Origin of the sequence: Klebsiella sp. WOUb02, from assembly GCF_050058015.1 — a bacterium.
GTDB lineage: Bacteria > Pseudomonadota > Gammaproteobacteria > Enterobacterales > Enterobacteriaceae > Klebsiella.
The window spans coordinates 1,412,240-1,424,421 of the sequence record NZ_CP170110.1; the positions used below are offsets into that span (position 1 = coordinate 1,412,240).

Here is a 12,182-nt window from a genome sequence, read left to right on the forward strand (position 1 = left end):
TGCGGATTGGCAGGTGACAGGCGATCCGCACTTAGCCCCCGCTCCTCAGTCGTTGCTAACTGGAGAAGTTAGCAATAAAAAGCTACCATATCTCACCCGACAAGGCTGCGCCCGGCGCACCCTGCACTCCGGCGCCCTATATTTTGCGGCATGTGCCGCTGGCGTAACCCGCGCGGATGATCCGCCGCGCTTTGCATGAAAATTTAAAGAATCTGAATTATGCGCCTGAAACTATGCTCCCTACTGGCAGCCATATCGATGCTGTGCGGCCAGGCCGTTGCCGCCTCCGCGCTGCCTGCACAGCTGCCTGCTCACGCCGATATTCGCGATAGCGGCTTTGTCTACTGCGTTAGCGGCCAGGTTGATACCTTTAACCCGCAGAAAGTCAGCAGCGGCCTGATTGTCGATACGCTGGCAGCCCAACTCTACGACCGCCTGCTCGACGTTGACCCTTATACTTACCGTCTGGTTCCCGAGCTGGCAGAAAGCTGGGAGGTACTGGACAACGGCGCCACCTACCGCTTCCACCTGCGCAGCCACGTGGCTTTCCAGACGACGTCGTGGTTTAAGCCAGCTCGCGCCTTTAATGCCGATGACGTTATTTTCACCTTCAGCCGTATCTTTAATCGCGATCACCCGTGGCATAACGTCAACGGCGGCAGTTTCCCCTATTTCGACAGCCTGCAGTTCGCCGACAGCGTCGAAAGCGTGCGCAAGCTCGATAACCAAACCGTCGAATTCCGCCTGAAGCGCCCGGACGCCTCGTTCCTCTGGCATCTGGCCACCCACTATGCGTCCGTCATGTCCGCAGAGTATGCAGCCCAGTTAAGCAAAAGCGATCGTCAGGAGCAGCTCGACCGCCAGCCGGTAGGCACCGGGCCATTCCGCTGGAAGAGTATCGCGCGGGCCAGTACGTTCGCCTGCAGCGCCACCCCGGCTACTGGCGCGGCAAGCCGCTGATGCCGCAGGTGGTGGTCGATCTGGGCTCCGGCGGCACCGGCCGCCTGTCGAAGCTGCTGACCGGCGAGTGCGACGTGCTGGCCTGGCCCGCCGCCAGCCAGTTGACCATTCTGCGCGACGATCCTCGCCTGCGCCTGACCCTGCGTCCGGGGATGAACATCGCCTGGCTGGCGTTCAATACCGCCAGGCCGCCGCTGGATAATCCGCAGGTTCGCCATGCCCTGGCGCTGGCCATCAATAACCAGCGCCTGATGCAATCGATCTATTACGGCACCGCGGAAACCGCCGCCTCGATGCTGCCCCGCGCCTCCTGGGCCTACGATAACGAAGCGAAGATCACCGAGTACAACCCGAGCGTCGCCCGCGCCCGGCTCAAGGCGCTGGGGCTGGAAAACCTCACGCTTCGGCTGTGGGTGCCCACCAGCTCGCAGGCCTGGAACCCCAGCCCGCTGAAAACCGCCGAGCTGATTCAGGCCGATATGGCTCAGGTTGGCGTGAAGGTGATCATTGTTCCGGTTGAGGGCCGTTTTCAGGAGGCGAGGCTGATGGATATGAACCACGATCTGACCCTTTCCGGCTGGGCGACGGACAGTAACGATCCGGACAGCTTTTTCCGTCCTCTGCTGAGCTGCGCGGCGATTGCCTCGCAGACCAACTTCGCCCACTGGTGCAACCGCGAGTTCGACGAAGTGCTGCAAAAGGCGCTAATCTCACAGCAGCTGGCCTCGCGTATTGAAGCCTATAAAGAGGCGCAGCATATTCTCGCCCGCGAGCTGCCGGTGCTGCCGCTTGCCTCATCGCTGCGTTTACAGGCCTACCGCTATGATATGAAAGGTTTGATCCTGAGCCCGTTTGGCAACGCCTCCTTTGCCGGCGTTTCGCGGGAGAAAAAAGTCGATGTGAAAGAAGACGACGTGAAAAAAGATGAGGTGCAAAAACCATGATCATTTTTACCCTGCGACGCCTGCTGCTGCTGCTGGTCACGCTCTTTTTTCTGACCTTCGTCGGCTTCAGCCTGAGCTACTTTACCCCGCACGCTCCGCTGCAGGGCGCGTCGCTGTGGAACGCCTGGCAGTTCTGGTTCAGCGGGCTGCTGCACTGGGATTTCGGGGTCTCCAGCATCAACGGCCAGCTGATTTCGCAGCAGCTCAAAGAGGTCTTTCCAGCCACCATGGAGCTGTGCATTCTCGCCTTTGGCTTTGCGCTGCTGGTGGGCATCCCCGTCGGTATGCTGGCCGGCATTATGCGTAACAAATGGCCCGATACCCTGATTAGCGCCCTCGCGCTGCTCGGCTTTTCGATTCCCATTTTCTGGCTGGCGCTGCTGCTGACGCTCTTTTTCTCCCTGACGCTGGGCTGGTTCCCGGTATCCGGGCGCTTCGACCTGCTCTACGAAGTCAAAACGGTGACCGGGTTTGCGCTTATCGACGCCTGGCTGTCCGATTCGCCGTGGCGTCATGAAATGATCGTCAGCGCCGCGCGCCATATGGTGCTGCCGGTTCTGACCCTCGCCGTTGCGCCGACTACCGAAGTGATTCGCCTGATGCGCATCAGCACCAGCGAAGTGTACGACACGAACTACGTGAAGGCCGCCGCCACCCGCGGCGTGTCGCGGCGGACGATTGTACTCCGCCACGTGCTGCATAACGCCCTGCCGCCGGTCATTCCCCGCCTGGGGCTGCAGTTTGCCACCATGCTGACGCTGGCGATGATCACCGAAATGGTCTTCAGCTGGCCGGGGCTGGGCCGCTGGCTGATCAACGCCATTCGTCAGCAGGATTACGCCGCCATCTCGGCGGGGGTAATGGTCATCGGCGCGCTGGTCATTACCGTGAACGTGCTCTCTGATATTCTGGGCGCTATGGCTAACCCGCTGAAACATAAAGAATGGTATGCCTTACGATAGTAATGGCAAATAAAATCAATTCGTTGAATTGTTTCGCTGAGGTTTTATGAGGTTTGGCACACAAAAATGTGCCACGCTATTTTTTCCATTCGCTCCGGCAATTCGCCGATGTCTGCCGGAGCCGATCTTTATCTAATAGACATCCCGGACGTAGCGCTTCTCCTTTGACATCTGGACCACATAATCACTTGCCGCATCGGCGCTCAGACCGCCATGCTCCTGGACGACCTCCCTGAGCACGGTATCCACATCTTTGGCCATGCGGCTGGCATCGCCGCAGACATAGAAATGCGCCCCATCCTGTAGCCAGGACCAGAGCTGCGCGCCCTGTTCACGTAGACGATCCTGAACATAAATTTTTTTCTCCTGATCCCGGGAAAAGGCCAGACTGAGCTGGCTGAGAAAACCCTCCTCGTGCATTGCCAGCAGTTCATCGCGGTAATAGAAGTCAGTTTCGGCGTGCTGTTCACCGAAGAACAACCAGTTGCGACCGCTATCTCCCCGCGCGCGGCGTTCGTGCAGAAAGCCGCGAAACGGCGCGACTCCGGTCCCTGGCCCAACCATTATCATGGCGGTATCTTTGCCTGCCGGCGGATGAAAATGCGCTGACTTCTGGACGAAAATCGGTATTTCGACCTCCGCCGCCCGATCGGCCAAAAACGTCGAGCAGACCCCACCCCGGCGCCGGCCTTGATAGTCGTAGCGAACGGTTGACACGGTCAAATGAACTTCATTGGCCTGTACCTTCGGGCTGGAAGAGATCGAATACAGCCTTGGTTGTAATCGTCGGAGCGTCGTCATCCACTCCTGCGCCGTAACCTGAACGGGAAATTCTTGCAAAAGATCGACAATCTGTTTCCCCCACAGCCATTGTTTAAGGTCCGCTGCGCGTTCAGGTTTAAGCCGTTCCGCCAGCTCCTGACTGCCTGAGCGATCCCGGATAAACCCCAGGATATCGGGAGTCACCCTGGCTATTTCGTGATGGCGCAACATCGCCTCCATCACCGACATCTCACCAAGTTCCTTCACCGCAACGGTCGTTGATGCGGAGATATTCATCGCGGTCAGCATCTCCTCCACCAGAGCAGGGCAATTCGTTGGCCATACGCCCAGGGCATCCCCGGCCTCATAGCTCAGGTCCGATCCCTTGAGATCGAAAACAAACTGGCGCGTTTCTTTAGCGGATCCGGGCGTATTGAGCGCCCGATTTTGCAAAAGGCGGGCGCGTAGAGGATTCAGCCTGCCGTACGGGGATTGCACGACCTGCTGCATGGACTGGTCGCTTAAGATGCTGTTATCGCTGCCTGACGCTGCCAGCACGGCACCGGCTGGCAGGGGTCGCGAGGCCGGGGAAAATGACTTCAGCGCGTCCCGCACCATCGTCGTCCAGGCGGATGCGCGAACCTGATAATCGGGTTCGCAATCGACGCGGGCCGTAAGCCGAGGCGCGCCTAACGCCGCCAGCCTTTCATCGAGTCTACGCCCGAAGCCGCAGAACTGGTCATAGCTTGAATCGCCAAAAGCAAGCACCGCGTACGGGTTGGACTGCAGCCTGCCTGCCGCATCGGATGCCAGTGCCTGCCAGAACGAGATGGCGTTGTCAGGCGGATCGCCATCGCCAAACGTGCTGGTTAACAGAAGAAGGGGGGAATTCGCCGGGATCTGCTCCAGCTTGCAGGCGTCCATGCTGTGCAGGTGCACCTCCCAGCCATCGCTTTGCAACTGAGTTACGCACTCGCTGGCATAGCCTTCGGCATTGCCCGTCTGGGAGGCCCACAGGACCGTGAGTCTTCTGGTGGATTCTGCGGCCGGCGCGGCCAGTACCGGGGTATCCGCTTCTGCGCAGGGCAGCCGGGTGCGTGAAAATAGCCCGGCCAGCATGCCGTCTATCAGCATGCGTTTGGCGGGGGCAAGCGGCGCCGTCAGCGGTAAGGAGGGCACCACGCTCCCCTTTTGCTCCTGTTCGCTATTGCGCAGGCCCGTCAGGAATCCCTGCAGATACAGCTGTTCGTGGGGTTCGAGAACCGGAACCGGCGCGCTGTCAATGTTAAGTAGTCGGGCCAGAGCGTTGATTTGCATACTATGGTGCTCCCTTGCATAAATGTCGGCGGGATCGGTACTCTCACCCGGCATATCGGCCATGGCCGCGACGGTAACCTGGGGCGTGGTGTCGCCTTCAGGCTGAGAGACGCCCGCATCAGGTTCAGACTCAAGGCGGATGAGCGCAACGGCGCTGTATTTGAATTCAGGCTGCTGTGACAGGGGATCGACGGCGTCGCTGGTGACGGCGTTAATGGCCAGATTCTCGCCGTAGGCGTCATTCCAGTGGAAGGGAGCAAAGCAGTTGCCCGCGCGGACGCGATCTGTAACAACCGCGGGCAGTATTGCCCGTCCCCGGCGGGAGCGGATCTCGATGCGATCTTTATCCCTGACGCCTAACGCCGCCGCGTCTTCCGGGTGGATTTCGATAAAGGGGCCGGGATTGAGTTTGACCAGCGTAGGGATCTTGCCCGTTTTGGTCATCGTATGCCACTGATGCTGAAGGCGACCGGTGTTCAGCACGAAAGGAAAGTCCGCATCGGGCATCTCTGCCGGGTTACCGTAAGGACGAGGGAAGAACACGCCCTTCCCGCTCGCCGTGGCGAAGGCGATTTTCGGCTGGCTACCATCTTCTCTGACCTTTAGTTTCTGGCTGATACCATCATTGAGGTAACGAACGGGATGGCGATTTGCCTCATCGTTCGGTGGGCAGGGCCACTGTAAAGGCGTTTCACGCAGGCGATCGTAGCTTGCACCGCGAATGTCGTAGCCGGTCCCGGGATTCCAGAATAGTTTAATTTCCTCGAACACCTCTTCGGCGCAGGTATAGCTGAAGGCGTCAGCGAATCCCATTTCACAGGCAACGCGGGCGATAATCAGCCAGTCGGGTAAGGCCTGTTGGGGAGGTGGAACGGCTTTTTGCATAAGCGTGAGGTTGCGTTCTGAATTGATCATCACGCCTTCCGCCTCGGCCCAGAGCGCGGCGGGAAGCAAAATGTCGGCATAACGGTTGGTTTCGGTGTCCAGAAACGCATCCTGCGTGATAACCAGTTCCGCCTTTTGCAGCCCGGCAATCACGCTCTTGCGATTGGCTACCGTTGCCACGGGATTGGTGCAAATGATCCAGCAGGCCTTAATATCTCCGGCCATCATGCGTTCAAACATGGCCACCGTTCCGCCAACCAGCCGGGTATGCAGGGTTCCCCGCGGGATGCCCCAGGTCTCCTCAACAAAATGTCGATCCTCTTCGACCAGCACCGTACGCTGGCCCGGCAGACCGGGGCCCATATATCCCATCTCCCGCCCGCCCATCGCATTCGGCTGACCCGTCAGCGAAAATGGCCCGCTGCCGGGCTTACAAATGGCGCCGGTAGCTAGGTGAAGATTGCAGATTGCATTGGTGTTCCAGGTACCGTGAGTGCTTTGGTTTAACCCCATTGTCCAGCAGCTCATCCAGGCGCTGGCTTCCCCTAACATCTGCGCCGCGCGCCGAATATCGCTTTCGGGAATGCCGGTTATGGCGCTGACTTTATCCGGGGGATAGTCAGCTAAAAACTCAGGCATGGCCTCCCAGCCTTCGGTGTACTGCGTGATAAATTCAGCATCGGTATGACCATCGGCGTGCAGCAAATGCAGCAGCCCGTTGAGCAACGCGAGGTCTGTCCCGGGCTTTATCTGCATAAATAAATGGGCTTTATCCGCCGTAGCGTTGCGCCGGGGGTCAACCACGATCAGCTTCGCCCCGGCTTTAACCCGATCCATCATCCGCAGAAAGAGGATTGGGTGGCAATCGGCCATGTTGGCGCCAATCACAAAAAACACCCCGGCCCGGTCAAAATCCTGATAAGAGCCCGGAGGACCATCTGAACCCAGGGAGAGTTTGTAGCCGCTGCCGGCGCTGGCCATACAGAGCCGGGAATTCGATTCAATCTGGTTGGTTCCGATATAGCCCTTGCACAGCTTATTTGCCAGATATTGCGCTTCCAGCGACATCTGCCCTGAAACATAAAGGGAAATGGCATCGGGGCCATCTTTATCCAGGATCTCCCTGAGACGCCCGGCGGTCTGTTTTATGGCGGTATCCATCGCCGTTTGTAGCGGATCGCCCTTGCGATCGTGCCTCAGGAATGCGAACTCCATTCGCCCGGAATCACGGAGAGCCTGAGCGCTGGTCGCGCCTTTTGTGCATAAGCGGCCAAAGTTGGTCGGATGCGTTTTGATGCCTGATACCTTGATGACCTTTTCCCCCTGAACCTCCAGGGCCATGCCACAGCCCACTCCGCAGTAGGGGCAAACGGTTTTCACGGCTATAACGGGCTCGGTGTTCATTCCAGTCGCTCCTGAATTGTGGTCATGTTGTCGGGCAGTAAGACCTTTGACGGTCATTGTGCAAATGATAAAAAAACGCCCACGCCTCCCTGAACACCGGTATTAGTCGATGCGGGAAGTATGGGCGTCGTTGTCCAGCCTGAATCACCCCCTTCGTCGGGAATGATTCAGCGTTTTATTGAGATCGTGAAGGATATAAAGCAAGAACGGTGCCATCGTGATATTTCTACGCACATAGCAACGCTCCTGGCAGATAAGCAGAGAGGTTTGCACCCAAAAGTGGCAGCGGAATTGATATCTGTTCTGATTTAGTGCGGTTGGAGGAGCCCGCCATCGTGGCGTACGGCCGGAGGCTGGCGTCTTTTTTCTGCTTCTCAACGACGACCTGGATCGCCCCCTTCTGTCGGCCATGCCCTGAACGGCTCTCTGCGCTCCCGGGCATGCAATAGCGATACGGTCGGATAATCGCCAATCGTCGGCTGCCCGGCTTTCCCGTGCCATCTGTCGCGGAAAAAGAATGTTATACTGCCGGATACAGGCAGCCTGAGATTCAGACCCTGAGCGTCTGAAATGGCCTCGATTTTGTCTTTTTTGCCAGGGGCTGCTCTTAATTTTGCAGCGGTGAGCAATGGGGAGACGCCGGGAGAAGATATACGCATCAGCGTACACATTTTGCGTAAATGGATAACCCGCAAATAAGCGCGCAGGATTAAAGCATTAACTGTCGGCAAGGCATTGATACTAGCGGAAACATTAAAAAAGACATACAGCATGACTAACAAGATTAAAACGGATTCATATGCCCTACGATAGCGTTTACCTGGAGAAGCGCCCCCCGGGAGCGCTGCGCACCGTGTGGCGCAAATTCTACGGCGACACCAGCGCCATGATTGGCCTGTACGGCTGCGCCGGGCTGATTCTGCTGTGCATCTTTGGCGGCTGGTTTGCCCCTTACGGCATCGATCAGCAGTTCCTCGGCTACCAGCTGCTGCCGCCCTCGTGGTCGCGCTACGGCGAGGTGTCGTTCTTTCTCGGCACCGACGATCTCGGCCGCGACGTTCTGAGCCGTCTGCTTAGCGGCGCGGCGCCCACCGTCGGCGGCGCGTTCCTCGTCACCTTCGGCGCCACGCTGTTTGGCCTGGTGCTCGGAGTGATTGCCGGATCGACCCACGGCCTGCTGTCGGCGATACTCAACCACGTGCTCGATACCCTGCTGTCGATTCCGTCGCTGCTGCTGGCCATTATCGTCGTCGCCTTTGCCGGACCGCATCTGAGCCACGCCATGTTCGCCGTCTGGCTGGCGCTGCTGCCGCGCATTGTGCGTTCGGTCTATAGCATGGTGCACGACGAACTGGAAAAAGAGTACGTTATTGCCGCCCGCCTCGACGGCGCCTCAACGCTGAATATTCTCTGGTTCGCGGTTCTGCCCAATATCGCGTCCGGGCTGGTGACCGAGATTACCCGCGCGCTGTCGATGGCGATTCTTGATATTGCCGCGCTAGGCTTTCTCGACCTCGGCGCGCAGCTCCCCTCTCCGGAATGGGGCGCGATGCTCGGCGACGCGCTGGAGCTGATTTACGTGGCTCCGTGGACGGTGATGCTGCCGGGGGCAGCCATTATGATTAGCGTCCTGCTGGTCAACCTGCTGGGTGACGGTATCCGCCGCGCAATCATCGCCGGGGTGGAATAATGCCGCTACTCGATATTCGCAATTTAACCATCGAATTCAAAACCAACGAGGGCTGGGTTAAAGCCGTCGATCGCGTCAGCCTGACCCTGAACGAGGGCGAAATTCGCGGCCTGGTCGGCGAATCAGGTTCTGGTAAGAGCCTGATTGCCAAAGCGATATGCGGCGTAACCAAGGATAACTGGCGGGTCACCGCCGACCGCATGCGCTTCGACGATATCGACCTGCTGCGTCTCTCCGCCCGCGAGCGCCGCAAGCTGATCGGTCACAACGTGTCGATGATTTTTCAGGAGCCGCAGTCCTGTCTCGACCCTTCTGAACGGATCGGCCAGCAGCTGATGCAGAACATTCCCGGCTGGACCTTTAAAGGCCGCTGGTGGCAGCGTTTCGGCTGGCGTAAACGCCGGGCGATAGAGCTGCTGCACCGCGTGGGGATTAAGGATCATAAGGACACGATGCGCAGTTTCCCCTACGAGCTAACCGACGGGGAGTGTCAGAAGGTGATGATCGCCATCGCCCTTGCCAACCAGCCGCGGCTGCTGATCGCCGATGAGCCGACTAACGCGATGGAACCCACCACCCAGGCGCAAATCATCCGCCTGCTGACCCGACTGAATCAGAACAACAGCACCACTATTTTGCTGATCAGCCACGATCTGCAGATGCTGAGCAAATGGGCGAACAGAATCAACGTGATGTACTGCGGGCAAACCGTAGAATCCGCGCCGAGCGAAGAGCTGGTCACCACGCCCCATCACCCCTACACCCAGGCGTTAATCCGCGCGATCCCTGATTTTGGCAGCGCGCTGCCGCACAAAAGCCGCCTGAACACCATGCCGGGGGCCATTCCGCTGCTGGAGCAGCTGCCGATCGGCTGCCGGCTCGGGCCGCGCTGTCCGTACGCCCAGCGCGAGTGTATCGAAACGCCGCGCCTGACCGGCGCCAGAACGCATCTCTACGCCTGTCATTTCCCGCTGAATATGGAGAAAGAGTGAAATGGTCGAAACGTTGCTCGAAGTCCGCAATCTGAGTAAGACCTTTCGCTACCGTACCGGCTGGTTTCGGCGGCAGACGGTGGAAGCGGTCAAGCCGCTGAGCTTTACGCTGCGCGAACGCCAGACTCTGGCGATCATCGGGGAAAACGGTTCAGGAAAGTCCACGCTGGCGAAAATGCTGGCGGGAATGATTGAGCCGACGTCCGGCGACCTGCTGATTGACGATCACCCCCTCGAGTTTGGCGACTACTCGTTCCGCAGCCAGCGTATCCGCATGATTTTTCAGGACCCGTCAACCTCGCTGAATCCGCGTCAGCGCATTTCGCAGATCCTCGACTTTCCGCTGCGTCTGAATACCGAGCTCGAACCGGAGGCGCGGCAGAAGCAGATTATTGAGACGCTGCGGATGGTCGGCCTGCTGCCGGACCACGTCAGCTACTACCCGCATATGCTGGCGCCGGGGCAAAAACAGCGTCTTGGCCTCGCGCGCGCGCTGATCCTGCGGCCGAAGGTCATCGTGTGCGATGAGGCGCTGGCGTCGCTGGATATGTCGATGCGTTCGCAGCTGATTAACCTGATGCTGGAGCTGCAGGAGAAACAGGGTATTTCATATATCTACGTTACCCAGCATTTAGGCATGATGAAGCATATTAGCGATCAGGTTCTGGTGATGCACCAGGGGGAAGTGGTGGAACGCGGCAGCACTGCTGACGTGCTGGCTTCGCCGCTGCATGAGCTGACCAGGCGGCTGATCGCCGGCCACTTTGGCGAAGCGCTGACCGCCGACGCGTGGCGTAAAGACGGTAAATAGTCCCGCCATCACACCCGGGCAAGGCGAGCGCCTTACCCGGGCCTGTCGCCGCCGGCTTAGCCCGGCAGTATAGTTTGCGCCGGCAGCACCCGCCGGTCAAAGCGACGCAGCGAGTAGTAGAGCAGCCCGGTGGCGAACCAGCCGATAAGCCACGACACGTCGTTACCGGCAAATATCCATGTCAACGAGCCGTGGAATAGCGGGTTCTCGATAAACGGCAGTCTGGATAAGCACCCCCACCGCGTAGATGGTAATGGCGTAAATATTCCAGTAGCCGTAGCGCTTTTTCGGATCAGAGAGCGCGGGAATATCCACGGCGCCGGAAGAGATAAGATAGTAATCGGTAAGGCTAATCGCGCTCCACGGAACGAAGAACGCCAGCAGAAACAGCAGGAAATGGGTGAAGTTCTTGAGGAACGCCGGCTCGCTCAGCAGGGCGATAACGCATGATATCGACACCATCAGAATCACAAAGGCGAGGCGCGACCTCTGCGATAGCGAAGTCTGGCTGCGAAAACCGGAAACGATGGTGCTCAGCGACATAAAGCTGCCGTACGCATTCAGCGTCGTGAAGGTGATTTTGCCGAAGCAGATCGCAAAGTAGATAACCATCGCCATCACCTGGCTGTTGCCTAATCCCACGATAAAGCTCACTTCATGCCCGGGGAAGGCGCTGCCGGCAATGGCCGCCGTCAGCACGCCCAGGGTCATTGACGCCTGGGTGCCAAGCACGGTCCCGCAGAAGACGGAAAAAAAGGTTTTGCTGCCCGACACGTTGCTCGGCAAATAGCGCGAGTAGTCGGAGACGTAGGGGCAAAATGCTATCTGCCACGAAGAGGAGAGCGATACGGCCAGCAGGAACATCGGCAGGGAGAAATGGCTATTCTGCGCGATAGCCGTCAGGTCTGCGGAGAGCAACAGCGTAATAAACAGATAGGCAAACGCCAGCACGCCGACGATGCTCGCCACTTTGCCCAGCTTATGGATCACCCGATAGCCCAGCACGGCAATGACGATGATAATCGCGCTGAACAGGAGCATGCCGGTGACGTTGGAGACCGACAGCAGTCTCGCCATCGCCTGCCCCGCAAGGACGGTGCCGCTGGCGGAAAAACCAACGTACATAATGCAGACCAGCACCAGCGGAACCACCGCGCCAAAAACGCCAAACTGCGCGCGGCTGATGATCATCTGCGGCAGCCCCAGGCGCGGCCCCTGCAGGGCGTGCAGCGACATCACCGCGGCGCCAAGGACCTGCCCCAGCAGCAGGCCAATCAGCGACCATACCACGTCACCGCCCAGCACCACGGCCAGCGCGCCGGTAACGATAGCGGTGATCTGCAGGTTGCCGCCAAACCACAGCGTAAACTGGCTGAAAGGATGTCCATGTCTCTCGCTTTCGGGGATAAAATCGATCGAGCGCGTTTCCCGTATGCCCTGTTCACTACCTTTTGA

General features: G+C 58.8%; 5 protein-coding genes and 3 pseudogenes. 5 read left to right on the plus strand and 3 right to left on the minus strand.

Going from position 1 to position 12,182, the window contains the following annotated elements:
• Window positions 1-219 precede the first annotated feature (219 nt).
• Both sapA and sapB read left to right on the plus strand, forming a co-directional pair.
• A pseudogene (sapA, locus tag ABOC21_RS13645) lies at window positions 220-1,904 on the plus strand (ABC transporter substrate-binding protein SapA).
• Window positions 1,901-2,866 carry a putrescine export ABC transporter permease SapB gene (gene sapB / locus ABOC21_RS13650; RefSeq protein ID WP_426814938.1) on the plus strand — a complete coding sequence of 322 codons (966 nt, stop codon included), beginning with the start codon at window positions 1,901-1,903 and terminating at the stop codon, window positions 2,864-2,866. The pseudogene sapA and the gene sapB overlap by 4 nt, the downstream one beginning before the upstream one ends.
• 132 nt (window positions 2,867-2,998) lie before the next feature.
• On the opposite strand, the gene ABOC21_RS13655 is transcribed toward sapB, so the two are convergent.
• Window positions 2,999-7,234 carry a molybdopterin-dependent oxidoreductase gene (locus ABOC21_RS13655; RefSeq protein WP_426814939.1) on the minus strand — a complete coding sequence of 1,412 codons (4,236 nt, stop codon included), beginning with the start codon at window positions 7,232-7,234 and terminating at the stop codon, window positions 2,999-3,001.
• Between the two features lie 377 nt (window positions 7,235-7,611).
• Window positions 7,612-7,893 (minus strand): annotated as a pseudogene (locus ABOC21_RS13660) (Arm DNA-binding domain-containing protein); the annotation flags it as partial.
• Between the two features lie 140 nt (window positions 7,894-8,033).
• Here ABOC21_RS13660 and sapC point away from each other — a divergent pair.
• The 3 genes from sapC to sapF are packed head-to-tail and all read left to right on the plus strand — an operon-like array spanning window position 8,034 to window position 10,727.
• Complete coding sequence (gene sapC, locus ABOC21_RS13665) at window positions 8,034-8,924, plus strand: putrescine export ABC transporter permease SapC (protein ID WP_426814940.1); 891 nt, start codon at window positions 8,034-8,036, stop codon at window positions 8,922-8,924.
• A complete protein-coding gene (gene sapD, locus ABOC21_RS13670; RefSeq protein WP_426814941.1) occupies window positions 8,924-9,916 on the plus strand; it encodes a putrescine export ABC transporter ATP-binding protein SapD in 993 nt (330 codons plus the stop codon). The genes sapC and sapD overlap by 1 nt, the downstream gene beginning before the upstream one ends.
• 1 nt (window position 9,917) lies before the next feature.
• Window positions 9,918-10,727, plus strand: coding sequence for a peptide ABC transporter ATP-binding protein SapF (sapF, locus tag ABOC21_RS13675; protein WP_426814942.1), 810 nt, complete (start codon window positions 9,918-9,920; stop codon window positions 10,725-10,727).
• A gap of 56 nt (window positions 10,728-10,783) precedes the next feature.
• Here the strand turns inward: sapF and ABOC21_RS13680 are convergent.
• Window positions 10,784-12,161, minus strand: a pseudogene (locus tag ABOC21_RS13680) (purine-cytosine permease family protein).
• Between the last annotated feature and the right edge of the window lie 21 nt (window positions 12,162-12,182).

Excerpts from the sequence above, each read along its gene's own strand:
- sapB (WP_426814938.1), top strand. The coding sequence starts at position 1,901 with ATGATCATTTTTACCCTGCGACGCCTGCTGCTGCTGCTGGTCACGCTC.
- ABOC21_RS13655 (WP_426814939.1), bottom strand. The coding sequence starts at position 7,234 with ATGAACACCGAGCCCGTTATAGCCGTGAAAACCGTTTGCCCCTACTGC.
- sapC (WP_426814940.1), top strand. The coding sequence starts at position 8,034 with ATGCCCTACGATAGCGTTTACCTGGAGAAGCGCCCCCCGGGAGCGCTG.
- sapD (WP_426814941.1), top strand. The coding sequence starts at position 8,924 with ATGCCGCTACTCGATATTCGCAATTTAACCATCGAATTCAAAACCAAC.
- sapF (WP_426814942.1), top strand. The coding sequence starts at position 9,918 with ATGGTCGAAACGTTGCTCGAAGTCCGCAATCTGAGTAAGACCTTTCGC.